Origin of the sequence: Paraburkholderia sp. BR14374, from assembly GCF_040948685.1 — a bacterium.
Taxonomy (GTDB): Bacteria; Pseudomonadota; Gammaproteobacteria; order Burkholderiales; family Burkholderiaceae; genus Paraburkholderia; species Paraburkholderia youngii.
Genome location: NZ_JBFPKF010000001.1, coordinates 1 through 26,598, shown reverse-complemented (window position 1 = coordinate 26,598; position 26,598 = coordinate 1). Strand labels below are relative to the sequence as shown.

General features: G+C 64.2%; 22 protein-coding genes. 9 read left to right on the top strand and 13 right to left on the bottom strand.

From position 1 onward, the window contains the following. Positions 1 to 76: 76 nt before the first annotated feature. From AB3X86_RS00110 to AB3X86_RS00100, 3 genes are all read right to left on the bottom strand, one after another. A complete protein-coding gene (locus tag AB3X86_RS00110) occupies positions 77 to 1,396 on the bottom strand; it encodes an MFS transporter (RefSeq protein ID WP_368594488.1) in 1,320 nt (439 codons plus the stop codon). A gap of 139 nt (positions 1,397 to 1,535) precedes the next feature. Continuing rightward, a complete protein-coding gene (locus AB3X86_RS00105) occupies positions 1,536 to 2,294 on the bottom strand; it encodes an SDR family oxidoreductase (RefSeq protein WP_176121200.1) in 759 nt (252 codons plus the stop codon). A gap of 91 nt (positions 2,295 to 2,385) precedes the next feature. Beyond that, a complete protein-coding gene (locus AB3X86_RS00100; RefSeq protein ID WP_368594487.1) occupies positions 2,386 to 3,825 on the bottom strand; it encodes an aldehyde dehydrogenase family protein in 1,440 nt (479 codons plus the stop codon). A gap of 297 nt (positions 3,826 to 4,122) precedes the next feature. Here AB3X86_RS00100 and ppa point away from each other — a divergent pair, with 297 nt between their 5' ends. Then, a complete protein-coding gene (ppa, locus tag AB3X86_RS00095) occupies positions 4,123 to 4,650 on the top strand; it encodes an inorganic diphosphatase (protein WP_013088778.1) in 528 nt (175 codons plus the stop codon). A gap of 231 nt (positions 4,651 to 4,881) precedes the next feature. Next, positions 4,882 to 6,978, top strand: coding sequence for an FUSC family protein (locus tag AB3X86_RS00090; protein WP_368594486.1), 2,097 nt, complete (start codon positions 4,882 to 4,884; stop codon positions 6,976 to 6,978). Positions 6,979 to 6,984: 6 nt separating this feature from the next. Here AB3X86_RS00090 and AB3X86_RS00085 read toward each other — a convergent pair whose 3' ends face one another. Together AB3X86_RS00085 and AB3X86_RS00080 are read right to left on the bottom strand one after the other, a co-directional pair. Next, positions 6,985 to 7,302 carry a GIY-YIG nuclease family protein gene (locus AB3X86_RS00085; RefSeq protein WP_176121203.1) on the bottom strand — a complete coding sequence of 106 codons (318 nt, stop codon included), beginning with the start codon at positions 7,300 to 7,302 and terminating at the stop codon, positions 6,985 to 6,987. 10 nt (positions 7,303 to 7,312) lie between these two features. Next, on the bottom strand, positions 7,313 to 8,482 hold the full coding sequence (locus AB3X86_RS00080) for a GNAT family N-acetyltransferase (protein WP_176109254.1): 1,170 nt from the start codon (positions 8,480 to 8,482) through the stop codon (positions 7,313 to 7,315). A 150-nt stretch (positions 8,483 to 8,632) separates the two neighbouring features. Here AB3X86_RS00080 and AB3X86_RS00075 point away from each other — a divergent pair, with 150 nt between their 5' ends. Beyond that, the gene (locus tag AB3X86_RS00075) at positions 8,633 to 10,357 is read left to right on the top strand and encodes an NAD+ synthase (protein WP_368594485.1); all 1,725 of its coding nucleotides are present in this window, start codon (positions 8,633 to 8,635) and stop codon (positions 10,355 to 10,357) included. Between the two features lie 99 nt (positions 10,358 to 10,456). Next, positions 10,457 to 10,795: a P-II family nitrogen regulator gene (gene glnK / locus AB3X86_RS00070; RefSeq protein ID WP_006048444.1), complete on the top strand. Its 339-nt coding sequence runs from the start codon at positions 10,457 to 10,459 to the stop codon at positions 10,793 to 10,795. A 184-nt stretch (positions 10,796 to 10,979) separates the two neighbouring features. On the opposite strand, the gene AB3X86_RS00065 is transcribed toward glnK, so the two are convergent. The 5 genes from AB3X86_RS00065 to AB3X86_RS00045 all read right to left on the bottom strand — a co-directional run bounded on the left by AB3X86_RS00065 (position 10,980) and on the right by AB3X86_RS00045 (position 16,044). After that, positions 10,980 to 12,137 carry a porin gene (locus AB3X86_RS00065; protein ID WP_176121205.1) on the bottom strand — a complete coding sequence of 386 codons (1,158 nt, stop codon included), beginning with the start codon at positions 12,135 to 12,137 and terminating at the stop codon, positions 10,980 to 10,982. A gap of 617 nt (positions 12,138 to 12,754) precedes the next feature. Next, positions 12,755 to 13,534: an ABC transporter ATP-binding protein gene (locus AB3X86_RS00060; RefSeq protein ID WP_008918159.1), complete on the bottom strand. Its 780-nt coding sequence runs from the start codon at positions 13,532 to 13,534 to the stop codon at positions 12,755 to 12,757. 39 nt (positions 13,535 to 13,573) lie between these two features. After that, positions 13,574 to 14,287: an ABC transporter permease gene (locus AB3X86_RS00055; protein WP_368594484.1), complete on the bottom strand. Its 714-nt coding sequence runs from the start codon at positions 14,285 to 14,287 to the stop codon at positions 13,574 to 13,576. Next, positions 14,284 to 14,973: an ABC transporter permease gene (locus AB3X86_RS00050; protein ID WP_176109249.1), complete on the bottom strand. Its 690-nt coding sequence runs from the start codon at positions 14,971 to 14,973 to the stop codon at positions 14,284 to 14,286. The genes AB3X86_RS00055 and AB3X86_RS00050 overlap by 4 nt, the downstream gene beginning before the upstream one ends. 294 nt (positions 14,974 to 15,267) lie before the next feature. After that, entirely contained in the window at positions 15,268 to 16,044 is a 777-nt protein-coding gene (locus AB3X86_RS00045) for an ABC transporter substrate-binding protein (RefSeq protein ID WP_368594483.1), read from the bottom strand. A 608-nt stretch (positions 16,045 to 16,652) separates the two neighbouring features. Between AB3X86_RS00045 and AB3X86_RS00040 the strand changes: the two genes are divergently transcribed. Then, on the top strand, positions 16,653 to 17,363 hold the full coding sequence (locus AB3X86_RS00040) for a pirin family protein (RefSeq protein ID WP_176121208.1): 711 nt from the start codon (positions 16,653 to 16,655) through the stop codon (positions 17,361 to 17,363). Between the two features lie 146 nt (positions 17,364 to 17,509). Here the strand turns inward: AB3X86_RS00040 and AB3X86_RS00035 are convergent, their stop codons facing one another. After that, positions 17,510 to 18,067, bottom strand: a complete 558-nt coding sequence (locus tag AB3X86_RS00035) for a periplasmic heavy metal sensor (protein WP_368594482.1) — start codon at positions 18,065 to 18,067, stop codon at positions 17,510 to 17,512. Positions 18,068 to 18,285: 218 nt separating this feature from the next. Between AB3X86_RS00035 and AB3X86_RS00030 the strand changes: the two genes are divergently transcribed. Next, entirely contained in the window at positions 18,286 to 19,011 is a 726-nt protein-coding gene (locus tag AB3X86_RS00030) for a response regulator (RefSeq protein WP_018419780.1), read from the top strand. Then, entirely contained in the window at positions 18,995 to 20,311 is a 1,317-nt protein-coding gene (locus AB3X86_RS00025; RefSeq protein ID WP_368594481.1) for an ATP-binding protein, read from the top strand. Before AB3X86_RS00030 ends, AB3X86_RS00025 begins: the two co-directional genes overlap by 17 nt. Positions 20,312 to 20,371: 60 nt before the next feature. Here the strand turns inward: AB3X86_RS00025 and AB3X86_RS00020 are convergent, their stop codons facing one another. Together AB3X86_RS00020 and AB3X86_RS00015 are read right to left on the bottom strand one after the other, a co-directional pair. Beyond that, positions 20,372 to 20,638: a hypothetical protein gene (locus AB3X86_RS00020; protein WP_013088792.1), complete on the bottom strand. Its 267-nt coding sequence runs from the start codon at positions 20,636 to 20,638 to the stop codon at positions 20,372 to 20,374. Between the two features lie 168 nt (positions 20,639 to 20,806). Beyond that, positions 20,807 to 22,498: a diguanylate cyclase gene (locus AB3X86_RS00015; protein ID WP_368594480.1), complete on the bottom strand. Its 1,692-nt coding sequence runs from the start codon at positions 22,496 to 22,498 to the stop codon at positions 20,807 to 20,809. A gap of 787 nt (positions 22,499 to 23,285) precedes the next feature. On the opposite strand from AB3X86_RS00015, the gene AB3X86_RS00010 reads away from it, so the two are divergent. Together AB3X86_RS00010 and AB3X86_RS00005 are read left to right on the top strand one after the other, a co-directional pair. Then, positions 23,286 to 25,037 carry an ABC transporter permease gene (locus AB3X86_RS00010; RefSeq protein ID WP_368590293.1) on the top strand — a complete coding sequence of 584 codons (1,752 nt, stop codon included), beginning with the start codon at positions 23,286 to 23,288 and terminating at the stop codon, positions 25,035 to 25,037. A gap of 18 nt (positions 25,038 to 25,055) precedes the next feature. Beyond that, on the top strand, positions 25,056 to 26,402 hold the full coding sequence (locus AB3X86_RS00005; RefSeq protein WP_176109243.1) for an AAA-associated domain-containing protein: 1,347 nt from the start codon (positions 25,056 to 25,058) through the stop codon (positions 26,400 to 26,402). The last annotated feature ends 196 nt before the right edge of the window (positions 26,403 to 26,598 follow it).

The following is a 26,598-nucleotide window of genomic DNA, read 5'->3' as shown; positions in this document are numbered from 1 at the left end:
GGAAGCTCGTACCCCTGGCAACAAAAAGCCCTGGCGCAGAAAGACCGCCAGGGCTTTGCTCATCTGCGAGTCTGTTTCATCTATTAACCATCCTCGCCGGCACACTAATAGCAAGCAAACCGCCGAGCACCATGAACGCCGCGAGCATATACATCCCTGAGTCATTAGCCGCGGTAACCTCTTTCAACCACCCCACAGCATAAGGACTAAGGAACCCCGCCAGGTTCCCAATGGAATTAATCATCGCGATCCCCGCGGCCGCCCCGGTCCCAGCAAGAATCGCCGTAGGCAAACTCCAGAACAACGGCAGGGTAGTGAGGATGCCCATCGTAGCCAGCGTCAATCCGGTCATAGCAAGCACGGTGTTATGCGTCCAAACGACGGAAAGCACGAGCCCCACAGCACCAAGAAACGCCGGCACCGCAATATGCCACCGCCGTTCCCTCGACCGGTCCGCACTCCGCGCAACGAACACCATCGCCACGACAGCCGCCGCAAACGGCACCGCCGACAGCAAGCCGATCAAAAATGCATCGGTAACGCCGGTCGATTTGATGATCGTCGGCAACCAGAAACTCACCCCATAAAGCCCCATCACAAACGAGAAGTAGGTGAGGCTGAACATCAACACCCGTCCGTTAGTGAGCACCTGCCGAATCGGCATATCGTGCTTGGTCGCTTCCTCGGCCGACACCTGACTCTCGAGCAACTGTTGCTCTTCCCGGGTAAGCCACCTGGCGTTCGTAATCCGATCGTCGAGCACCACGAACACGATGATCCCAACCAGTACCGAAGGTATCCCTTCGAGCAGAAACAGCCACTGCCAGCCGTGCCACCCGTTCACGCCATTAAAGTTCTTCAGGATGTACCCCGACACCGGCCCGCCGATCACCCCAGACAGCGCAATCGCCGTCATAAACCAGGTCGTCATCCGCCCACGCCGATGCGCCGGATACCAGTAGGTGAGGTACAAAATAATCCCAGGAAAGAACCCCGCCTCGGCAATCCCGAGCAAAAAGCGCATCACGTAAAACATCGTCGGCGTGGTGACGAACATCGTCAGCATCGATATCACGCCCCACGAAACCATGATCCGCGCGATCCAGACACGCGCGCCGACCTTATGCAGAATCACGTTGCTCGGCACTTCGAAGATGAAATAGCCGATAAAGAAAATCCCCGCGCCGAAGCCGTACACCGCATCGCTCAAGCCAAGATCCGTGCTCATCCCCAGCTTCGCGAAACCGACATTCACACGGTCCAGATATGCAACGATGTAGCACAGCATCAACAGCGGCGCGAGCCGCCAGGTAACCTTGCGATAAGTCGCCTCTTCGAACGTCGAAGGTGGCGCGCCAGCGCCGGGATGGTGGAGCGGATCTGCAGGACTAGCCATGACTGTGTCTCCTCTTGTTATGGAATTGAAATGCCACCGCCGGTCGATTCTATCCGCGCCAGGCCATTTGCACGACGAATCGATATTGGGGGAAAACACTGAATGCGCACGCAGCGCGTGCGCAGCGTCGGACCCACCACTACACGCAGCGCCCCCCATCCACTTCGAGGCACACGCCGGTAATGAACTCCGCTTCATCCGAAGCCAGATACAGCGCCGCATTCGCAATATCCTGCGGCGTCGAAAACCGCCCGAGCGGTATCCCCGCGAGGAACTTCTGCCGATTCTGCGGCGTATCCTCGACCCCCATGAACTCGGACAGCAGCGCGGTCTCGCCGATTACCGGATTCACGCAGTTCACGCGAATCCGCTGCGGCCCGAGTTCGACGGCGAGCGACTTGCTGGCGACGATCACCGCGCCCTTGCTGCCGTTGTACCAGACGAGCCCCGGCCGCGGCCGCACGCCCGCCGTCGACGCGATATTGATGAAGCTGCCGCCGCCTTGCTCGCGGAAATACGGCACGAACTCCTGCACGCTCCAGTAGATGCTCTTTACGTTCACCGCATAGACGCGGTCGAACTCGGCCTCGGTCACTTCGAGCACCGGCTTGTTGCGATGCGTGGTGCCCGCGTTATTGACGACGATCTGCACGCTGCCGAAGTCTTCGAGCGCGGCTTCGCGCAGCGTGCGCCAGTCGTCGCGATGCGCGACGTTGCCGGGCACCGCGATCGCTTTTCCGCCCGTAATCGCGATCTCGCTCGCGACGCGTTCGGCGGCCGGCCCGTTGAGGTCGTTGACCACGACGTTCGCGCCTTCGCGCGCAAAGGTTTTCGCGATGCCTTCGCCGAAACCCGAACCGCCGCCCGTGACGATGGCCGTTTTACCTGTCAACCGCATGATGTCTCCGTTGTTTGTGATGGATAGAGCGATGCGTTGCTGCATGTAACGCGCTGGTCGCGATGATCGCGAGCGAGCCCTGCCGGATTCGCTAGCCGTGGCGGATCGCGATCGTCTTCAGCACCGTAAAGCCATACAGCGCCTCGAAGCCTTTCTCGCGGCCATGCCCCGAATGCCTGACGCCGCCGAACGGCAACTCGACGCCGCCGCCCGCACCATAGTTGTTGATGAATACCTGGCCCGAGCGCACGCGTCGCGCGAGCCGCATCTGGCGCGCGCCATCGCGTGTCCAGATACCGGCGACGAGTCCGAACTGCGTGCCGTTCGCGAGCGCGAGCGCTTCGGCTTCGTCGCGGAACGACATCGCGGCGAGTACCGGGCCGAACACTTCGTCTCGCGCGAGGCGGTGGCTCGCGGGAACGTCGCGCAGCAAGGTCGGGGCTTGGTAGAAGCCGCTTTCAGGCGCTTCGGGAACCACTTCGCCGTGCGCGGCCATTGCGATGCCGTCGTGTTGCGCGTCCGACAGGAAATCCCACACGCGCTGCTGCTGTTTCGCGCTGATCAGCGGCCCGCAGTCGAGGTCGGCTTTCGACGGCCCGACGCGCAGTGCCTGAAAGGCGCTGCTGAGCCGGTCGAGCAGCGGCTCGTAAATGGCCTGCTCGATCAGCACGCGACTGCCCGCCGAGCAGGTTTGCCCGGCGTTCTGCACGATCGCGGAAATCAGCACCGGCAGCGCGGCGTCGAGATCGGCGTCGGCGAAGACGATTTGCGGCGACTTGCCGCCGAGTTCGAGCGTGACGGGGACATGGTTTTCGGCGGCCATCTGCGTGACGAGCTTGCCGGTTTCGGGCGAGCCCGTGAACGAGATGTGATCGATGCCCGGATGGCGCGCGAGCGCGGCGCCCGCTTCGTGGCCGTAGCCGGTGACGATGTTCAGCGCACCGGCCGGCAGGCCGGCTTCGGCGGCGAGTTCTGCGACACGCAGTACGGAAAGGCACGCGTCCTCGGCCGGTTTGACGACGCACGCATTGCCGGTCGCGAGCGCCGCGCCGACGCTGCGCCCGAAGATCTGCATCGGGTAATTCCACGGCACGATGTGGCCGGTCACGCCGTGCGGCTCGCGAATCGTCAGCACCGTGTAGCCGGATTGGTAGGGCAGGGTCTCGCCGTGCAGTTTGTCGGCCGCGCCGGCGTAGAACTCGAAGTAGCGGGTGAGGGCGGCGGCGTCGGCGCGCGCCTGCTTGAGCGGCTTGCCGGTGTCGCGCGCTTCGAGCTGTGCGAGGTCTTCCTGGCGCGCGGCCACCAGCAGCGACAGCCGGTACAGCACGCGGCCGCGCTCGGCGGCGGCGAGCGCGCCCCAGGCTCCGTCGAACGCGCGGCGCGCCGCGTGCACGGCGGTGTCGATATCGGCCTCGGTGCCGCGCGCGATGCGCGTGAACGGCTGGCCGTCCGATGGATCGAGTACGGCGATCGATTCGCCGCCGGAAGCGGCGCACCACTCGCCGCCGATGAAATGCCGTGCTTCTTCCATGCATGCTCCTTGATGACGTGCGGCCGGCGTGCGGCGGCGCGGGTTCGAAGGGGAGACACAAAACGGTAGAGACGCGAAGCGAGACTCGCCAGACGATTATCGCGCCGATCCGACCGCGGATGCCACCTGCCGATTGGCTATAATGGCGCATTCCGTACGGTCCGGTGCGCGGCCCCGTCGTTCGGGGCGAAAGGGCTTCAGGGCTTGGCGTTCGCGGTTCGCACGCAGTTCGCACCGCATCCGCAGCCCGCGCGCCGTTCGCCGCCTTCCGATTTCCATCCCCTTCAGAGAGCGCTCATGAGCTTCAATCACGTTCCCGCAGGCAAAGACCTTCCGCACGATTTCAACGTCATCATCGAAATCCCGGCGCAAAGCGACCCGGTGAAGTACGAAGCCGACAAGGAGCTGGGCCTGCTCGTCGTCGACCGTTTCATCGGCACCGGCATGCGCTATCCGGCCAACTACGGCTTCATTCCGCAGACGCTGTCGGGCGACGGCGACCCGGTCGATGTGCTGGTGATCACGCCGTTCCCGCTGCTGGCAGGCTCGGTCGTGCGTGCCCGCGCGCTCGGCATGCTGCAGATGACCGATGAATCGGGCGTCGACGCGAAGCTGATCGCCGTGCCGCACGACAAGATCTGCCCGATGACGGCGAACCTGAAGTCGGTCGACGACGTGCCTGCTTACCTGAAGGACCAGATCAAGCACTTCTTCGAGCAATACAAGGCGCTCGAGAAGGGCAAGTGGGTCAAGGTCGAAGGCTGGGCCGACGTCGATGCCGCCCACAAGGAAATCAGCGAAGGCGTGGCGAACTACAAGAAGTAAGCGCACCACGGTTCATCCGCTCGCTGCATGCAGTACGAAAACCGCGCGAGTCCGCAAGGACCGCGCGGTTTTTTTATGCGCTTTGCGGCGCGCATAACCTGAACGCATCGCTTCGATGAACGGAACGCATTTTTATATTTAGGTGTAAACCCTTATGATTCGCCGCACGACCTCGCGCGCGAACTCACGGCATCCACGCGCGTTTCCATCACTTCAACGAGCACTATCCGGATGATGAACCGCAGCAAGTCCCGCTCGACACCGCCGCGCTGGTCGACCCGGCTGAATTCGGTCGTCAGCGCGATCTATCGCAAGCGGCCGGTCTGGATGGTGTCGTTCGCGGCGAGCGAGGCGAATCTGTCGGAGGGCTTGAGGGCCGCGTGCGCATCGACGGCGATGCTCGCGCTCGGCAACGTGCTGCACGATCCGGTGTTCGCGTGGGCCGCAATTGGCGCGTTCTGGACCTGCCTCGCCGATGCGGCCGGCTCGAACCGCGCGCGCTTCATGTCGATGATGGGCTTCGCGCTGCTGTCAACGCTGTGCGGTGGCATCGCCGCATTCGCCTCCGCGTCGGGCACCGCGTGGGCCGCGCTCGCGGTGCTCGCGTTCACGACGCTCGGCGCGTTCGGCCGCATCTGGGGCGCGGCCACGTCGCAGGTGACGATCCTCGCGGCGACCGCCTGCGTCGTGATGGTCGATCGGCCGATGCACGACGCGCGAGCCGGTGTCGAGTTTCTCGGCGTCTATCTGCTCGGCTGTCTGTTCGCGATCGTGCTGAGCCTGACCGTGTGGCGCATCCATCCGTTCGGCGCGAGCCGCGCGTCGCTGCGCGCGGTGTATCTGCGCCTTGCCGATATCGCGTTCGATAGCGCGCGGCTAGTCGGCGCACGGGCCGCGCCGCGTGAGTGGGCCACGCATGCCGCGCGCTTTCGCGCCGATGCGCGCGCGTCGCTCGAACGCTCGCGCGATGCGCTCGCGAACGTGCCTGCCTCGAAAGCGGGCGGCGCGGCCGTCTACGACACGCTGCTCGGCTTGCTGACCGATGGCGAAGCGTTGTTCGCTTATCTGATCGCGGTGTCGGGCGCGGGCGAGAAAGTGCCCGACGATCCGCGCCGCACGCAACGCGCGGTGCGCCTGCTCAATGCGATCGGCGAAGTGCTGAGCGACATCGGCAGCGCGACCGGCGACGCGCGCTGGGAACGTCTGGCGGAGCCGCAGGCGCGTCTGCGACGTCTCGCGCATCGGCTCGAAAGCGTGCTGATCGAACCGGTGAAGCTGCAATCCGGTTTCGAGCTCGTCGATTTCGCGCCGCGTGAGGTGCATGCCGAGCCGTGGAGCGCATGCGTCGCGCGTTATACGGCGCGCGCATGGTCGACGCTGAAGGCGAACCTGTCGTGGCAGTCGGTCGGCTTGCGCCACGCTGCGCGTGTCGGCGTGACGACGACCGCGGGCTTCGTCGTGATTCGGGCGCTCGGTCTGCCGTTCGGCTATTGGGCGACGATGGCCACTCTTCTGATCCTGCAGCCGTCGATCGCCGCGACCTGGCCGCGCAGCATCGAACGCGCAGCGGGCAGTATCGTCGGCGGCGTGCTCGCGGCGGCGATCGGCTACGCGATTCATTCGCCGCTCGGCATCTCGCTTGCGGTGTTCCCGCTCGTGATGGCGACGATGGCGCTGCGCCCCGTCAGCTACAGCCTGTTCGTCCTGTTCCTGACGCCGACCTTCGTGCTCGTCGCCGACTTCGCGACGCCGGGCGCCAACGAACTGTCGTTCGCGCTGACGCGGCTCGGCAACAACGTGCTCGGCTGCGTGCTCGCGCTGCTCGCGACCTTCCTTCTGTGGCCGACGCGCGAGAAGTTCGACCTGCGCGTCTATCTCGGCGACGCGGTGCGCGCGAATCTCGCGTACCTGCGCGCGTCGCTCGAAGCGCCGCGGCACAGCGGCAAGGAGATCGAGCAATTGCGCCGCGCGGCGGGCCTCACCAGCAACAACGCGGAAGAAGCGATCGGCCGCGTGCGGCTCGAAAAGCTCGAGGACTCGATGGCCGATACCGTCACGCTGACGGTGCTGAGTCTGCTGCGGCGGATGGCCGGCACCGCGACGCAGTTGCGCCTCACCGCGAACCGTCGCGACATGCATAGCGAACTCGACGAATGGGTCGTGGCGATGAGCGAGGCGATCGAGGCCGCGTTGAACCGCACGTTACGGCCGGTGCGGCTCGAGTTGCCCGCGCGCGAGCGGTTGACGTCGCTGGAAGCGGATGTGGTGGGAGAACTCGCGCGCGTGCATCGGCTGCTGACGGAGAGGATGCGCGAGGCGAGGGGGTAGTGCGACTCAGCCGTCGGAGCTCGCGCCGTCGTCGGCGGCGTCGTTCACCGCCACCGCCGGCAACACCGACTGCAGCGTGAACACGCCGGCCGCCAGCGCCCGCTTATCGGCGGCCGTGAGCCGCTTGACCCAATACTCGGCGCTCGACGCGCTCGACCGGTCCGCCAGCTCGAATGACGCCAGCACTCGCACCGGCTTGCGCGAGCGTGTATAACGCGCGCCCGTGCCGCTCACGTGTTTGTCGAAGCGGGCAGCGACATCGGTCGCGATGCCGGTATAGACGCTGCCGTCCGAGCATTCGAGCAGATAGAGAAACCACGCCATAACCGCGCTTCTAGCCTTTGAACGGATTGTGTTCGCGCAGCTCGTCCACGTATGCGTGGATGCTGTTCTTTTCGTTGTCGAGGAAATGGCCGACCGCATCGGCGAACGCCGGATGCGCGAGCCAATGCGTCGAGCGCGTGACCGTCGGCAGAAAGCCGCGCGCCATCTTGTGCTCGCCCTGCGCGCCGCCCTCGAATGCGCCGAGCTTCTCTTCGATGCAGAATTCGAGCGGCTGATAGTACGCCGTTTCGAAGTGCAAGCACGGCACGTGTTCGAGCGCGCCCCAGTAGCGGCCATACAAGGTACCGCCGGTTTTGTCGTCGCGCTGATAGACGACGAGCGAGCTCGCGATCGGCTTGCCTTCATATTCGGCGATCACCAGCAGCAGATTCTCCGGCATCGACGCGCCGATCATCCGGAAGAAATCTAGGTTCAGATACGGACTCGAAAAATGCTCGCGATAGGTTTGCCGATAGCACTTGCTGAAGAAGCGCCAGTCGGCATCCTTGATGTCTTCGCCGCGGATGCGCCGCATCGTGATGCCGGCCTCGTGCACCTTGCGACGTTCGGCGCGAATGTTCTTGCGCTTCTTCTGTTCGAGCGTCGACAGGAAGTCGTCGAAGTCGCGGTAGCCGTCGTTGAGCCAGTGAAACTGCACGCCTTCGCGTTGCATCATGCCGATATCGGTGAGCGCGTCGGCTTCGCTCTGCGTCGGAAACAGCACATGCAGCGACGACACCTCGGCCTGCTCGGCGAACGCCATCAACGTCGCCGCGAGATGGCGCAACGCGTGCTCGTTCGCCGATAGCAGGCGGTTGCCCTGCACCGGCGTGAACGGCACCGCGCATAGCAGCTTCGGGTAGTAGGGCAGGCCGTTGCGCTTGTACGCGTCGGCCCAGGCCCAGTCGAACACGTACTCGCCGTACGAGTGACCCTTCAGATAGACGGGGGCCGCTGCCGCGAGCTTGCCCGTGCGTGCGTCGGTCAGTGTGACGAATTGCGGCGCCCAACCCGTGTCGGGAACCGCGCATTGCGTCGCGTTCAGCGCGCTCAGAAACTCGTGCCGCAAAAACGGCGTGGGCTGCGGCTGCGCGGCAAGGAGGGCGTTCCACTCGGCGGCGTCCACCTCGGAGGGCGATGCCAGAATGCCCGTGCGATAATCGATACGTTGCTGGTTCAATCTGAGTGACTGTTTGCAATGACCGGCGCGGCGCGATGAAGCTGAAGCTGCCACGTCGTTCGTTGAGTTCGTTTATCCGGTTTGTTCAATTCCGTCGAGCCATCGAGCCGCGGTACCGCGAGCCGTGAAGGCTTGCCTGTCGATCCTGCCATGAAGACCCGAATCGCTCTTGCTCAAATCAATGTCACCGTCGGCGACTTCGCCGGCAACGTCGCGAAGATCGTCGCCGCCGCGCGCGCCGCGCACAGGGATGGTGCGAAGCTGCTGGTCGCGCCTGAACTCGCGTTGTCGGGTTATCCGCCCGAAGACCTGCTGCTGCGCCCCGCGTTCTATACCGCGAGCGCGGCCGCGTTGGCCGATCTCGCCGCGCAGTTGAAGCCGTTCACCGGTCTGCATGTGATCGTCGGTCATCCGCTGCGCGACGGGTCGGACAACCTCGCGCACAAGCTCGTGCACAACGCGGCGAACGGCCATGTTAATGCAAACGCGCCGATCGAGCGCGGCGTGCCGCCGGTCGATACATTCAACGCGGCGTCTCTGATCGTCGACGGCGAATTGAAGGGCACCTATCGCAAGCAGGATCTGCCGAACACCGAGGTGTTCGACGAGAAGCGCTACTTCGCCGCGGACCCGCAGCCGTTCGTGTTCGAACTCGATGGGATCAAGTACGGCGTCGTGATCTGCGAGGACGCATGGCATGCGTCGGCCGCGCAGATGGCGAAGGCCGCGGGCGCGCAGGTGCTGCTGATTCCGAACGGCTCGCCGTATCACCTGAACAAGGAAGCGGTGCGCTTCGACATCTTGCGCGCGCGCATTCGCGAGACCGGCATTCCGATGGTCTACGTGAATATGGTCGGCGGGCAGGACGAACTCGTGTTCGACGGTGGTTCGTTCGTGCTCGACGCGCAGGGCGCACTCGTCGCGAAGCTCGCGCAGTTCGAGGAAGCCACGGCGATCGTCGAGTTCGAGGACGGCAAGCCGCTGCCGGCCGCGATCGCGCCGGAGCAGTCGATCGAAGCGCAGGTGTACGCGGCGCTCGTGATGGGCGTGCGCGACTACATCGGCAAGAACGGTTTTCCGGGCGCGCTGATCGGTTTGTCGGGCGGCGTCGATTCGGCGCTCGTGCTGGCCGTTGCGTGCGACGCGCTCGGCGCCGACAAGGTGCGCGCGGTGATGATGCCGTCGCGCTACACGGCCGACATTTCCACGACCGACGCCGCCGAGATGGCGCGCCGCGTCGGCGTGCGTTACGACGAGATCGCGATCGCGCCGATGTTCGATGCGTTTCGCGCGTCGCTCGCCGAAGAGTTCGCGGGCCGCGCCGAAGACGCGACCGAAGAGAACATTCAGGCGCGCATTCGCGGCACGCTGCTGATGGCGCTGTCGAACAAATTCGGCTCGATCGTGCTGACCACCGGCAACAAGAGCGAGATGGCGGTCGGCTACTGCACGCTGTACGGCGACATGGCCGGCGGCTTCGCGGTGATCAAGGACATCGCGAAGACGCTCGTGTACCGGCTGTGCCGCTATCGCAACGCGGCCACGACGTTTGCAAAGCGCGACGTGATTCCCGAGCGGATCCTGACGCGTGCGCCGTCCGCCGAGCTGCGCGAGAACCAGACCGACCAGGACAGCCTGCCCGAATACGAAGTACTCGACGCGATCATGCGCATGTACATGGAGGAGGACCGTTCGCTCGCGGAAATCATCGCGGCGGGCTATCGGGTCGACGACGTGAAACGGGTCACCCGCCTGATCAAAATCAACGAGTACAAGCGTCGTCAGGCGCCGATCGGCATCCGCGTCACGCATCGCGCGTTCGGCCGCGACTGGCGCTATCCGATCACGTCGCGCTACACCGAACCGGTGGAGTGAAGGACGGCACCCGCGCGGATGCCGCAATGCATCCGGCGCGGCGTAGAATAAAAATCATCTTTTCCCTTTTCACTCTTCCCATCAAGAGACGAGGTCGCCATGAAGCGCATCACCGCAGTCATCAAACCGTTCAAACTCGACGAAGTGCGCGAGGCGCTCGCGGAAGTCGGCCTCACCGGCCTGACCGTTACCGAGGTCAAGGGGTTCGGCCGCCAGAAAGGGCATACCGAGCTGTATCGTGGTGCGGAGTACGTGGTCGACTTTCTGCCGAAAGTGAAGATCGAAGTCGTGGTCGCAGACAACCAGTGCGATCAGGTCATCGACGCGATCATCGGCGCGGCGCGCACCGGCAAGATCGGCGACGGCAAGATCTTCGTCGCGGATGTCGAGCGCGTGATCCGCATCCGTACCGGCGAAGAGAACGAAGCGGCCGTCTGAAGCCGCGCAAGCACGCACCGGCCCGGTGCGCGCAAGAACTCAAATTCGGCCGCCGAAGAAAAAACGGTGCAATACCCTTGCGGATATTGCACCGATACGCGCCTCTCGCAGCAGCGTGAAAAAGATTCTCTTGAAGAAACCTGTGTTACACCCCGAGGTGTGACCCTCGGGGCGCACCGTCCGATTAGAACGAGTGCTGGATGCCTGCGTACACGCCGGTTTGCTGGCGGCCTTGCAGCGGGTTGTCCGTTGCAGCGGCGAAGCCCGCATTGTTCGCGTTCAGACCGAAGTTAGCATTGCGGCTGTTGCGCACCGTTGCTGCCTGCAGGTCGAGCAGCGTGCGCTTCGACAGGTTGTACGAACCGCCGACCGTGTAGATCGTCGCATTGCCAGCGCCGTTGTTGCCGTTCACGTGATAGACCGCCGCGATCAGCGCTGCAGCCGGCGTTGCCTGCCACGTCACACCGCCCCATTCGTGATCCAGGGTCGTCGGCTGACCAGGAGCAACGTTCGTCGCACCTGCCGAGCGGACTGCCTGGTAAGCGGCCTGAATCTTGAACTGGCCGAGGAACACGTTCACCAGAGCTGAGTACTCGCGCGATGCCGCGAATACGCCGTTGCTCGTGTTAGCCGTATTGATGCCGTTGTTGGCGACCGGGCCACCCCACAAACCGCCGGTCGTCGGGTTGCGAATTTCGTCGTACAGACCGCGGATCTGGAACAGCGAGGTCGTGTAGGTGACCTGCGCGCCAGCTTCGCGACCTTGCGGCGTCGTGCCGTTACCGTTCCAGCTCGTCGCGTTCGACAGCGCGTATTGACCGTAGAAGTCAAAGCCCGCGATCTTCGGCGACTGGTACGCGAAGTTGTTGCTCGACTGCGGCCAGTTGCGGCCACGCACGAGCGATGCCGACGACCAGTTGGACTGACCGAACGGGTCGAAGTCCCACACGCCGTTCGAGATGAAGAGCATGCGGCCCATCGTGAACGTACCGAACTGGTCGTTCGAAATGCCGACCGTTGCCCAGCGATTGAAGAGACCACCGCCGCCAGGACCCGCGCCCGTCATCGTGTTGAACGAGCCTTCCAACTGGAACAGAATCTTGTTGCCAGCGCCGATGTCCTCGACACCCTTCATGCCCCACAGGCTGGTGCCCCAGTCGCCGCTTTCCGCCTTGAAGCGGTTCGAGCTGGTGTTGGCCGCGCCGTTGGCGTTAGCGCCGGTCGGGACGCCCGACATGTACTCGAGACCTGCATCCAAACGGCCATACAGCGTGACGCTGCTCTGAGCGTGTGCAACAACGCCGGCCGACATCAGCGCAGCGACGAGCAAAGCTTTCTTCATCTTCTCCTCCATACCCTGTCAAAAAAAGAAACCCAGTACTGCGAGTGGTGTTCGGACGCGATCAGCGCCGAACAGAAAGCGGTACCAGGGGAGAGTGGCGGGTGGATAGGGGTGCTCCTGCCATGACATGTAGCGTCGAGCTATCTTTGCGTCATGCCGATCCCACGCCGACCGGTTCTCCTCTGTGTTTTGAAGTGAAACTACTTTTAATCAACTTTGTTTTGCTACTTTGGTTACCAATTTATCAAAAATAACTTTAACTGGGAGAAGAAATTGGTACCGTCCACAGGCGGTGTCGCCAAATTGCAATACGAATGTGCGGCGGAACCCGGAGGAACCCCTCGGAAAAGGGCGCAGAGCCTTGTCCGGCAAGGGAAGCGCGGCTCGGAAGGGGACGCATTAAGGATTGTCACTATTGACGAGTCAAAAGTGGCAGGTTAGGGCGAAAACCAGGCCGGAATAGCCCGTTTTGTGGGATTTTCGGCGCTTTTTCGTCGTTCGAATGACCGGGAGGAAGGACGCGGTAAAAATGGAAAAGGCGCTCGTAAGCGCCTTGTAAAACTACATTGACTACATTTTCGATGTTATTCGCATCGTAAGTCGCGGGGCAATTTTTATTACTTGAGACTGCCCGACAGGAATTGCTTCAGACGCTCGCTTTTCGTGTTTTTGAACACTTCGTCGGGATGGCCTTCTTCCTCGACGCGGCCCTGGTGCAGGAACATCACATGGTTCGACACGTTGCGCGCGAAGCCCATTTCGTGTGTGACGACGATCATCGTGCGGCCTTCCTCGGCGAGCTTCTGCATCACCTTCAGCACTTCGCCGACGAGCTCCGGGTCGAGCGCCGAGGTCGGTTCGTCGAACAGCATCACATCCGGGTGCATCGCCAGCGCCCGCGCAATCGCCACGCGCTGCTGCTGGCCGCCCGACAGATGCGACGGATACTGCTTCTCGAGACGCGGCGCGAGGCCGACTTTCTCCAGATATTCGCGCGCGCGGTCCTCGGCTTCCTTGCGCTTCAGACCGAGTACATGCACCGGCGCCTCGATGATGTTCTCGAGCACGTTCATGTGGGACCACAGGTTGAAGTGCTGGAACACCATCGAAAGCTTGGTGCGCACGCGCTGCAACTGTTTCGGGTCCGACACGCGCAACGCGCCGTCTTTGGCGGTCTGCGTGCGCACTTCCTCGCCGTCGACGAAAATGCGCCCTGCGTTCGGCTGTTCGAGAAAGTTGATGCAGCGAAGCATCGTGCTCTTGCCCGAACCGGACGAACCGATCACGCTGATCACGTCGCCGGCATTGGCTTTCAGCGACACGCCCTTGAGGACTTCGTTGTCGCCGTACTTTTTGTGAAGCTCGTCGACGAAGAGCTTCTGCTTCTTGGAGTTCATCAGGATCCTTAACGAGCTTGCTTGTCCAGGGACGCGCAGTTACTTGCCTTGCGGCCGCAGGTAAGCGAGCCAGCGACGCTCGGCGCGGCGGAACAGCCACACGAGCGCGAAAGAAATACACAGATACAGCAGCGCGGCGATGCCGAACGCGTTGAACGACTGATACGTCGCGGAGTTCACGTCGCGCGCGATCTTCAGGATGTCCGGCACCGTGGCCGTGAACGCGACCGTGGTCGCGTGCAACATCAGGATCACTTCGTTGCTGTAGTAGGGCAGTGCGCGGCGCAGCGCCGACGGCAGAATCACGCGCCGGTACAGCGTGAACGACGACATGCCGTACGCGCGCGCCGCTTCGATCTCGCCATAAGGCGTCGCCTTGATCGCGCCCGCGAAGATTTCGGTCGTGTACGCGCAGGTATTCAGCGTGAACGCGAGCAGCGTGCAGTGCATGCCGTCGCGGAAGAACGCGTTGGTCAGCTCGTTGTTGCGAATGATCTCGAGGCTGTAGAGACCCGTGTAGCACAGCAGCAGCTGCACATAGAGCGGCGTGCCACGGAAGATATAGGTATAGAGCCACACGAGGCCCGCGAGCCATTTCTTCTTCGAGACGCGCGCGACCGCGAGCGGCACCGACAGGCAGAAGCCGAAGCCGATCGACACGACCAGCAGCCACAATGTGATTGCGACACCGGTGAAGCGATAGCCATCGGTGAACAGATAGTTGCGCCAGTATTGCTGAATGATCTCGATCATAGATCCGCCTTTCGCACGCCGGTCGAGTAACGCTTTTCGAGGTACATCAGCACGAAGTTCGACACTGTGGTGATGACGAGATAGATCGCCCCCGCGAGCAGGGTGAAGAAGAAGAACCGCAGGGTGCCCTTGCCGGCGTCCTGCGAGGCCTTGACGACGTCGGCGAGACCGATGATCGACACCAGCGCGGTCGCCTTGACCATCACCTGCCAGTTATTGCCGATGCCCGGCAGCGCGAAGCGCATCATCTGCGGGAACATCACGCGCGAGAACACCTGCCAGCTCGTCATGCCGTACGCCGCGCCCGCTTCGAGCTGGCCGCGCGGCACCGCGAGAAACGCGCCGCGGAACGTCTCGGTGAAGTACGCGCCGTAGATGAAGCCGAGCACCGCGACGCCGGCCACGAACGGGTCGATGTCGATCTGGTCCCAGCCCATCGCGTCGGTCAGGTTGTTGAGCCAGATCTGAATGCTATAGAACAGCAGCAGCATCAGCACGAGATCGGGCACGCCGCGCACGAGCGTCGTGTAGACGGTGCCGATGCCGTTCGACAGGCGGTTCTTCGACAATTTCGCCGCCGCGCCGAGCAGGCCGAGCACGAACGCGAGCGCGAGCGAGAACACCGCCAGCTTGACGGTTTGCCAGGTGCCGCTGAGGAGTAGCGGGCCGTAGCCTTGAAGGAACATAGGAAGTCCTCGACGATGCGTTTCTCGCGCACCGCGAAAGACGCGGCCCGCGATGCGCCGCGTCGGGGTCGAGCGCCTGGCTCGCCGTGATCCGCGGCGCACAGCGTGCCGCTGTGCAAATCATGCCGCAGAAACGTTGGTGGCTCCTGCGGCGCGCTTTTGGGACTTTCGTCTCGGATTGTTTTGAATCTACTGCCTGGTATTGCCACCTTCGGTTGTCACCTTCGGTGCCACTTGCACTGCCATCGCCACCGGCCCGAGCCGGCTTACCACTCAGTATCCTGCCTGTTTTGCTCAACGGCCAGGATAAATGTCGAAGTCGAAGTACTGCTTCTCGAGCTTTTTGAACGTGCCGTCGCGATGAACCTCGGCGAGCGCCTGATTGAACTTCACCTTTAGCTCGGCATCGCCCTTGCGAAGACCGATCGCGGTGCCTTCGCCGATCGTCTTCGGATCTTTCACTTCCGGACCGGCCCAACCGAAGCCGTTGCCGCGCGGTGTCTTCAGAAAGCCGGCGTCGGCCTGCACTTCGTCCTGCAGCGCGGCGTCGAGACGGCCCGATGCGAGATCCGCGTACACCTGGTCCTGATTCTGGTACGGCACGACGACCACGCCCTTCGGTTCCCACCAGACCTTCGCGTACTGTTCCTGCGTCGAGCCCTGCTCGACGCCGACGCGCTTGCCTTTCAGCGATTCAGGGGTGGGCAGAAGCGGAGAACCGGTCTTCGCGATCATGCGGGCGGGCGCGTCGAACATCTTGTCGGAGAAGTCGATCTGCTCGCGGCGCTTGTCGGTAACGCTGAGCGAGGAGACGATCGCGTCGAACTTGCGAGCTTTCAGCGCCGGAATAAGGCCGTCCAGATCCTGCGCGACCCATACGCACTGCACGTCCATCTTCGCGCACAGCGCGCGGGCCAGGTCGGCATCGAACCCGACGATGTCGCCATTAGGTGCCTTCGATTCGAATGGCGGATAACTGGCGTCGACCCCGATGCGCACCGTTTTCCATTCTTTCGCCATCGCGCCGGTGGCCATGACTGCCAGAGCCACGCACAGTGCGAACTTCTTCATGTTTCTCCTGAACCAAACTGATCGTCGTGATGACTCGACCTCGACCCGACGAGCGCCGGCCGAGGCCGACGGTCGCTATTCTAGGCGGTCAAAATTGCCGTGCCGCAGGGATTGTCGCCGCGCGCTCGTCGTTCTTGCGCGGGCGGTTCGTCCGACGTGGTGCGCTGTTCCGGCGCGTTCGGTGCTTGCCGGACGTGCCTCGCGCGGGTTGGCGCCGAGTCGGAGCCCGTCGCACACCGGTTGCGGCCGGCCCGGCGAGGCTTGCCGGCGCTGCCTGCACGTCCCGCTGGACGTCCACGCGGCTTGAAAAGCGCGGTATTTTACCCGAAGAGCGGCAAGCTGCCAGTGCGGGGCGGCACCGAGCGGCAAGACGCAGCGCAGCGCGTTGTGCGTGCGCGACGCCGGCGCGGTTTTGCTCGCGCCGGGCATCCGGGCGCCGGGCAGCCGGACGCCCGCCTTTCCGCGCGGTCAGCTCGCCGACCGCGCCGTGCGTGTGATTGCATGCAGCGATGGAACGCTGCGGTGCGGTCGCGCACGATTGTTTAGTGGGCACGCAGCCCCTACATTCCTCGCATCGCTCTGATTGAGTACTTACCGGGAGACTTTCCATGATCGAGATTCGCCGCTCCGCAGAACGCGGTCACGCCAACCACGGCTGGCTCGACTCGTATCACAGCTTCTCGTTTGCCGATTACCGCGACCCCGAGCATGTGCACTTCGGACCGCTGCGCGTGATCAACGAAGACCGCATCGCCGGCGGCCAGGGTTTCGGCGCGCATGGGCATCGTGACATGGAGATCGTCACGTATGTGCTCGAGGGCGCGCTCGCGCATCGCGACAGCATGGGCAACGGCTCGACGATCCGTCCGGGCGACGTGCAGCGCATGAGTGCGGGCACCGGCGTGCAGCACAGCGAGTTCAACGCGTCGCGCGACGAACCCGCGCATCTGCTGCAGATCTGGATCATTCCGCGCCGCGCGGGCGATCAGCCCGGCTACGAGGAAAAGCGCTTCGACGCCGACAGCAAGCGCGGCCGCCTGCGCGTGATCGCGTCGCCCGACGGCCGCGACGGCTCGGTGACGATCCATGCGGACGCGTCGATCTACGCGGGACTGTTCGACGGCGCCGAACACGCGACCTTCGCAATACCGGCGGGGCGTCTCGCCTATCTGCACGTCGCGCGCGGCACGCTGAGCGTGAACGGCACGGTGCTCGAAGCGGGCGATGCCGCGAAGCTCAGCGACGTCGACACGGTGACGCTCGAAAAGGGCGCCGACGCGGAAGTGCTGCTGTTCGACCTCGGCCAGTTGAACGGCTGATCCGAACGGTTGGTTCGCGCGGCCCGCGGACCGCGGACCGAGCCGCGAGCAGTGCCAAACGACAACGCCACGGAAAACCTCTTCCGTGGCGTTTTTCTATGAGCGAGGCGCCCTCCCTGGCACGCCTCGCGGATGCAACGTGCCGCTTACTGATTGGGGGCCGGCGCCGACGCCGCGTCTTTGTGATGCTCCCAACGCTCGCGCATCTTCTCGTGGCGCTGTTCCATCCGCGAGAAGCGCTGCTTGATCGCCGTGCTCACCGTGGTCTTCTGCTGGTCGTTCAGGCCGTTATAGAACTTGAGCCATGCGTCGGTGGTTTGCTGACGCAGTTGCGCGTCCTTCTGCTCGATCTGCTGATGCGTCGCGGCCATCGCGTTCAGATCGAGGATCGGCTGCTGTTGCGCGGCCTTGAACCGGTCGTGAGCCTGCTCGTGGTTCGCGCGCATCGCTTCGTGATTCTGCTTCATGGTATCGAGCGCGCTTTGCCACAGCTTTTCCTGATCCGCGTTCAGCTTCAGCTGATCGTGGAGTTGGGTCAGTTCCTTCATGAAGTGGCCGTGCCAGCTGCCAGGGCCGCCATGCGCCTGCTCGGCGGGTTGAGCGGCGGGTTGAGCGGCGGGTTGGGCGGCGTAAGCGGCGCCCGCGCCGATGGCGAGAGCGGTGGCAGCAACGGCGAGAACGCGCGACATCTTTTTGGTGGACATATGAGGCTCCTTGTAATGGAATAGCCGACGATGCAACCGGTCTTTGGACTGCCTGCACTCGGTAAGCCACAGCGTAGAGAACCGCGTGCGCCGCTGTGTTACGCGCCAGGACGCCGCCATTACCAGCAATTACGCGCGGCTTTCACCGTAACACCCGGTAACCCTTCAGACCGTTTGGAAAACGAAATCCCTTTCTGCCGCGCGTTAAACTTCATTTCATGGCTACTCAAATCCTGGTCGTCGACGACGACGTCGAACTGCGCGATCTGCTGCGCGACTATCTGGCCCGTCAGGGCATCGAAGTTTCGGTGCTGCACGACGCGGGCTCACTCGAACGGCGCCTCGAGCGCGAGCGCCCCGACCTCATCGTGCTGGACCTGATGATGCCCGGCGTCGACGGCCTCACCGCGCTGCGCAAGCTGCGCGCATCGGGCGACGATATCCCTGTCATCATGCTGACCGCGCGCGCCGACGACGTCGACCGTATCGTCGGCCTCGAACTCGGCGCGGACGACTACCTCGGCAAGCCGTTCAATCCGCGCGAACTGCTCGCGCGCGTGCAGGCGGTGCTGCGGCGGCGCCGCACGCTGCCGTCCGCGGCCGCGCCCGAACAGCGCGAGCCGTTCAGCTTCGGCCGCTTCACGCTGGATTTCCAGTCACGCACGCTGCATCTCGAAGACAAGCCGCTCACGCTGTCCGGCAGCGAGTTCGCTCTGCTGAAGATCTTCGTCAATCACCCCATGCGCACGCTCACGCGCGAGCGCCTGCTGGAACTGCTGCACGGTCCCGAGTACGACGGTACCGACCGCGGCATCGACGTGCAGGTGTGGCGCCTGCGTCGCATTCTCGAAACCGATCCATCCACACCGCGCTTCATCCAGACTGTGCGCGGCCGCGGTTACGTGTTCGTGCCGGACGGCGAGCAGCATGCGTCGGCCCATTGATTCGCTGTTCGGGCGGCTCGCACTGCTCGTCGTCGCGGTGCTGATGTTGTCGCATTTCGCGTGGTACGCGCTGATGCGGCTCGAACGTTCGCAACTGCAAACGCGCTACGCGGTCGAGGAAGCGACCTTCCTCGTCGACGCGGTGCGTCAGCACGTCGCCCGCACACCGGATCAACCGTTGCCGTCGCGCGTGAAGCTGGTCGACCCGGCCAGCCCGGATGTGCCGGCAGCCAGCGCGAACATGCCGGCGCCGCTCGAGCGTTTCGTCGAGGACGTGCGCGACCGCATGCCGGCCGACACCCAGGTGCGCATCAGTCCGCCCGGCGGACCGCCCACGCTATGGGTGCGCGCCGCGACTGATCGAAACTGGATCGTCGTGCCGGTTCAACCGCTGCGCATGCCGCGCTCGCTCGACCGCACGGTGTCGTGGCTCGTCATTATTTTCTCGTTCGCAGTGATGGCGGCGCTGTTCGCCGCCTGGGCTCTCCAGCGGCCATTGCGCTTGCTCGCGCAGGCGGTCGCGCGCTTCGGCCGCGGTCTGCCGGTGCCGCCGGTGCCGGAGCGCGGGCCGCGCGAGTTGCGGCAACTCACGCATGGCTTCAATCAGATGGTGCAGGAAGTCGCGCGCACCGAGAACGATCGCGCGGTGATGCTGGCCGGTGTCGCGCATGACCTGAAGACGCCGCTCGCGCGTCTGCGGCTGCGCGCCGAAATGATGGACGACGCGAAGACACGCGACGGCGTCGTGCGCGACGTCGATTCGATGACGCATATCGTCGAGCAGTTCCTGCTGTTCGCGCACGACGGAGCGGACCGCAGCGAACCCGTGGAAGTCGATGCACAGTGCGAGCGTGTCGTGCGCAGTTATCGGGCGGTGGCCAGCGGCGCGCCGATCGTACACACGGAGCTGAACGCCGGGCCGTCGTTTCAGCTGCCTGCCGCCACGCTCGACCGGATCCTGTCGAACCTGATCGACAACGCGCATGCGTATGGCGCGCCGCCGGTGGTCGTCGCGACTGCGCGCACACCGCAGGGCTTTACGCTATCCGTTAGCGACAACGGCAAGGGCATCGCCGCCCAGGATCTGATCAGCGCGAGCCGGCCGTTCGTGCGGCTCGATCCGGCGCGCGGCGGCAACGGCCACAGCGGGCTGGGCCTTGCGATCGTCGAGCGGCTGGTGCGGCGCGCGGGCGGTGAGTGGGAAATCGGCAATCACGACGGCCGCGGTTTGCGGGTGTTGATGAGCTTTCCGTTCGAAGTGCTGCCGCGGGTCGCGACGGCCTCGGAAAATGCGTGGTAGGAGCGGGGTATTGGAGTCGCGATGCGCGCGCGGGGCGTCGGCATCGCGAGCGGCGAGAGGTCAGTCCGAAAACAGCGTATTCAACGCATTCGCCGTTTCGCTATCGACGGTATTCCACGTCACCGATTCCGCCTCGAAAATATAGTGCGTCGTATATTTGCCGAGCCGCGCGAGTATTTCCTCCTGAATCAATTCCGGCGCGACCTCCAGTTTCAGATACCACGCGGTCGACGACAGACGCGTCTGGAACGCGCCGTATTCGGCGAGCAGATGGTCGAATGCCTCAGCGTCCTGATCGCGACAGACGATCACCAGATTTCCCTTCATGCGAATCTCCCGTTAGTGCGGTAGTGACACTCCGATATCAGGATCGATGATACCTGCTTCGTTGCGGGAAGCTCGGCGTCGTTTTAGCGCGGGCAGGGTGTTGGCGTGGGTCGGCGAAGCGGAGAGGGCGATACCGTCGCGCCGAGTACTCCGGCTAGCGTCGGGCATTCACCATGCGTTCACCGCCGTGCGCGCAGACGGTGCGGTATCGTCGGGCGGCAGCGCTTCGGTGCGGTCGCGCCCGCCGGTTTTCGCCGCGTACAGCGCGGTATCGGCTCGGCTCATCAGGCGCTCGGGCAGATCGTCGGGCGACAGCTCGGTGATGCCGATGCTCACGCTCAGCCCCGCCGCGGCCGGCAGCTTCGGCGAGGGTATCGCTTTTAGCCGCAGCCGCAGACGCTCGACCACCTCGCGCCCGCCTGCCAGATCGGTGGCCGGCAGCAGCAGGCCGAACTCTTCGCCGCCGAGCCGGCCGATCGCGTCGGAGCTGCGCAGCTCGGCGCGACACGTATCGACGAAATGTTCGAGCGCGCGGTCGCCGGCGGCGTGGCCGAAGCGGTCGTTGATCTGCTTGAAGTGGTCGAGATCGGCGATCGCCATGCACAGCGGCTCGCGGCCCGCGTGCGCGCGATCGATCTCGTGGCGCAGCAGGTCGAGGAAATAGCGCCGCGACAGCGCGCCGGTCAACGCATCGTGCCGCGCCTCGGCCGACAGCAGCGTATTGGCCGACTGCAACTGCTCGGCGAGATCGCGGGTCGCGCGATGGTGGCGCCGCTCGCGCACGTAGGAGACGGTGATCACCCACGCGAGCGCGACGGTGCCGGACAGCGTCAGGAACACCAGCAGATGGTCGCGCTTGTGGTTGCGCAGCAGTTCCGGCCACGCGGCGAGCGGATCGACCAGATGCGCGGAGAGTCCGGAGTTCAGGCCACCGCGGTTCTGATAGAGCGCCGGGGCCGGCTGCTCGATCATGCCGAACAGCTGCGCGGCGACCGACGCCGGCACCCACGGCGCCTGCTCACGCACTTGCGTGTCTTCGCGGATCAGCATGTCGGGGAAGGTCTCGCGGCGGTAGATGATGCGCCGCTCGGCTGGGCTCATCTGCGTGACGCGCGAGTTCGGCAATGCGTGGCCTTCGAGCGCGCTGTTGTGCGCCATGATGATGACGCCGTTCTCGTCGGAGACGAAGGTGCCCGCGTGCGCGACCCAGTGGCGCAATCGCGCGATGCCGACCTTGGCGACCACCGCGCCGACCAGCAGCCCCTTCGAGTACACCGGCGCGGCAATGAAGATGCCCGGCTCGCCGCTCGCGCGACCGACGCCGTAGGCTTCGGCGAACGCGCCGAGCAGTGCGCTCGTCAGATAGCCGCGCGCGCGCATATCCATGCCGACGAACGATTGCTGCGCGCCCTCGGGGTTCGACATCGTACTGCTGGAGGCGACGCAGATGCCGTTCGCGTTGACGATCCAGACCTGGTCGAGCCCGGAGAAGCCTTGCGCTTCATGCAGGAACCTGCTGACCGCGGCCATCTGCGGATCCTTCAGCAACGCGGCCCGCAACGCGGGTTCCGCCGCCTCGCCGTTCACGGCATAATTCTGCGATTGCACGAGGGCACGCTGGACCACGTCCATTTCGGCCATGGTTGCGGGGATGGCGCGGGACATCGCGAGGTCGCTGGCAATCACTTCAGCCATGTTGTCGACGATCGACGTGGACATTTGCCGCTGCGTGCGCAACGCCGCGTCCAGCTCTTGCTGTACCATCCGGTCCGCGACCATGCCAGCCACGAACCAGCAGACGAGGACGATCAGCACGAAGCTGACCGGCCCGGCTACCTGGCGCAAGGTTGTCCTGTTCATCGACCCTCTGATCCGTCTGGCTGTGACATGCAACTTGCTTGTTGGTGGGCAGCGCACTCTCAACGCTGTGTCGTTATCTGCGTCAGCTGCGGTTTCGCCGCGGTTTCGCTCCGTCACGAGCGACGCGCGCTGCGCCGTCGCCATGCCCGGAAGGAATCGCTGATAAACAGGTACTTCGTTTCCCGATTTTAACCGTCGCGAAGCACGTTGCCACCGTTATTGCTGGGATGCTGTCTGCATATGCCGCGCCGATCAGATTCTTAACGGCAGCCGCGCGGCATTCTTGATAGTTGTGCGGGCAGATGGGGCGAATGAGCGGCGGCGGCCGCGGCGACGCGCCGATGTGGCTTACGCGCCACGCCGCGAGACAGCCTCGCGACGTGTCACGCCGAAGTACGCGCGAGCAGAGGACAGTGCGGCGCGGGGACGCGGGCCGGGGCTTGCTGAAGCCTTACGCCGCGCGTGCGACGCCGTCTCGCGATTTGCGGCGAAAGGTTGTGCCTGAAACATAGGATGGTGTAGTGTCGTGCCGTCCAAAACGAGGAAAGCCCGCCAGCCCTCGGGCGGCGCACGCGGCGACAGGAGTTCGGCGTGATGGTTGTGGTCGTGGGCGACGCGTCCACGTAACTGCCCATTGCCGGCCCATGTGTCTCCAACGCTAACGATTTACCACGCACGCGCGTTTTGCCATGCCTGATTTCCGCTTTCCGGACCGACCCATAGACCGCCGCGGAGCCGCGGCCTCCTTCGAGCGTTCGAATGCCTGTTTCAAGAGGGAGGGCATCTGATGGATTTCAGCTTCAACCTGAAGCGCACCGCCAATGCGTCGGCATGGCGCGTGTTGCCCAACCGCTGGGACTTCGTCGCGTTCCCGCTGATCATCTGCCTGATCGCGATGGCGTCGATCGGCTTTCACGAGACGCTCGCGCCGATGTCGACGCTAAAGACCCAGGCGATCTCGCTCGATCCGGCCAACCTGCCCGAGTACGCGATGCGCACCACGCTGCGCATGCTCGCGGCGATGGTCGCCTCGCTGATCTTCACGCTGGTCTACGGCACGCTGGCCGCCAAGAGCCGCCGCGCCGGCCTCGTGCTGGTGCCGATTCTCGACATCCTGCAGTCGGTGCCGGTGCTCGGCTACATCTCGTTTACGGTCACCTTCTTCCTCGCGATGTTCCCGGGCCGCGTGCTCGGCGCCGAGCTCGCCGCGATCTTCGCGATCTTCACGAGCCAGGCGTGGAACATGACGTTCAGCTTCTACCAGTCGCTGCGCACGGTGCCGCGCGACCTCGATGAGGTGTCGCGCGGCTTTCACCTGACGTCGTGGCAGCGCTTCTGGAAGCTCGAAGTGCCGTTCTCGATGCCGGGCCTGATCTGGAACATGATGATGTCGATGTCGGGCGGCTGGTTCTTCGTCGTGGCTTCCGAAGCGATCACGGTCGGCAACAACACGATTACGCTGCCGGGCATCGGCGCCTACCTCGCGCAGGCGATCAGCGACAAGAACCTGCACGCGATCGGCTGGGTCATCCTCGCGATGACGGTCGTGATCCTCGCCTATGACCAGCTGCTGTTCCGTCCGCTCGTCGCGTGGGCCGACAAGTTCCGCATGGAGTTCACCAGTTCGGGCGATGCGCCGGAATCATGGCTGCTCGACCTGATCCGCCGCACGCGTCTGATTCACCGGCTGCTGGTGCCGCTCGGCTGGATGTTCGCGCGCGCGGCGCGCGTGCGCTTCCAGTTGCCGGCGTTCAGCGCGCCGCGCTTTCACATCCCGCAGCGCGAGAAGAACTCGAAGCTCGGCGACATCATCTGGGCGGCGATCGTGCTGCTCGCCACGGTCTACGTGGTGTACCGCGTGTTTCTGTATGTGCGCACCGGCGTCACGCTGGACGAGATCGGCCACGTGTTCGTGCTCGGCCTGATCACGCTGCTGCGCGTGGTGGTGCTGATCGCGATCGCCTCCGTGATCTGGGTGCCGGTCGGCGTGCTGATCGGCCTGCGCCCGGCGCTCGCGGAAAAGGTGCAGCCGCTCGCGCAGTTCCTCGCGGCGTTCCCGGCGAACCTGCTGTTCCCGGTGTTCGTGATCGTCATCGTGCGCTTTCACCTGAATCCGGACATCTGGCTGTCGCCGCTGATCGTGCTCGGCACGCAGTGGTATATCCTGTTCAACGTGATTGCCGGTGCAAGCTCGTATCCGAACGACTACCGCGAGGCGGCCAAGAATTTTCACATTCGCGGCTGGCAGTGGTGGCGTCAGGCGATGCTGCCGGGCATTTTTCCGTACTACGTGACGGGCGCGATCACCGCGTCGGGCGGTGCGTGGAACGCGAGCATCGTCGCCGAGTTCGTGCAGTGGGGCGATACCAAGGTCGCCGCGCATGGCCTCGGCGCCTATATCGCGCAGACCACCGCGGCGGGCGACTATCCGAAGATCATCGTGGGCATCGCCGTGATGTCCCTGTTCGTGACCCTGTTCAACCGTCTGCTGTGGCGTCCGATGTACGCCTACGCCGAAGGCAAGCTCCGTCTAGATTGAGAATGAAGGCTTAACGCGATGCAAAATCCTAAAGCTGCTATGACCGCCGCGCCGATCCAGACGCCGCCGAAGCCCCCGCGCCTCGGCGAGGAAATTCTGCGCGTCAAGGACGTGTGCCGCGGCTTCAACAAGACTCAGGGTGAACTGCTCGTCCTCGACGACGCGAATCTGTCGCTGCGCGAGGGCGAGATCGTCGGTCTGCTCGGCCGTTCGGGCTCGGGCAAGTCGACGCTGTTGCGTATCATCGCCGGCCTGATCGAGCCGACCGACGGCGAAGTCACGTACATGGGCAAGCCGCTCGAAGGCCCGGCGAAGGGCGTGGCGATGGTGTTCCAGACCTTCGCGCTGTTTCCGTGGCTGACCGTGCTGCAGAATGTGGAAGCGGGTCTCGAGGCACAAGGCGTCGGCGCGTCGGAGCGGCGCACGCGCGCGCTCGCGGCGATCGACCTGATCGGTCTCGACGGCTTCGAAAACGCGTATCCGCGCGAGCTGTCGGGCGGCATGCGTCAGCGCGTCGGCTTCGCGCGCGCGCTCGTCGTCGATCCGACACTGCTGCTGATGGACGAGCCGTTTTCCGCACTCGACGTGCTGACCGCCGAAACGCTGCGTACCGACCTGCTCGATCTGTGGACGCAGGGCCGCATGCCGATCAAGGCGGTGCTGATCGTCACGCACAACATCGAGGAAGCGGTGTTCATGTGCGACCGCATTCTGGTGCTGTCGTCGAACCCGGGCCGCGTGATCGCCGAGATCAAGGTGCCGTTCAAGCATCCGCGCAATCGTCTGGACCCGGCGTTCCGTCGTCTCGTCGACGAGATCTACGCGAAGATGACCGCGCGCCAGACCGACGAAAAGACCAAGAAGGGGCTCGAGCTCGGTAGCTGGCTGCCGCACGTGTCGACCAACCTGATGGCCGGTCTGATCGAGACGCTCGCCGCCGCGCCGTATCACGGCCGCGCGGACATGCCGGAAATCGCGCGCTCGCTGCATCTGGAGGTCGACGATCTGTTTCCGATCGCCGAAGTGCTGCAGCACCTCGGTTTCGCCGACGTGCGCGAGGGCGACATTTTCCTGACGCCGCCGGCACGCGTGTTCTCCGAGTTCGGTACCCAGGAACGGAAGATGATGTTCGCCGAGCATCTGCTGCGGCACGTGCCGCTCGCGGCGCGGATCAAGAAGGTGTTGAACGAGCGACCGGGGCATCGCGCGCCGCGCGTGCGCTTCGAGCAGGAGCTGGAAGACTTCCTGTCGGACAGCGCGGCGGAAGAGACGCTCGACGCGGTCATCAACTGGGGCCGTTATGGCGAGATCTTTTCGTATAACGATCAGACGGAAATCTTCAGTCTGGAAGACGTGGAGTCTTGAGCCCGGGTTGCCGCGGAAACGACCGCGGTTCAGACAAAAAGGCGGCGAGGAAAACTTCGCCGCTTTTTTTTATTGCAAATTGCCCCAGCGTGCGACCGCCGGCTCGGCCGTCGCCCACTTCCAGCCCTTGTCCTGCTGGCAAGCGCTCGCCGTGAACCACCTCTCGGGCGCGTTCGGGCCGTCGCCGTCCTGCACC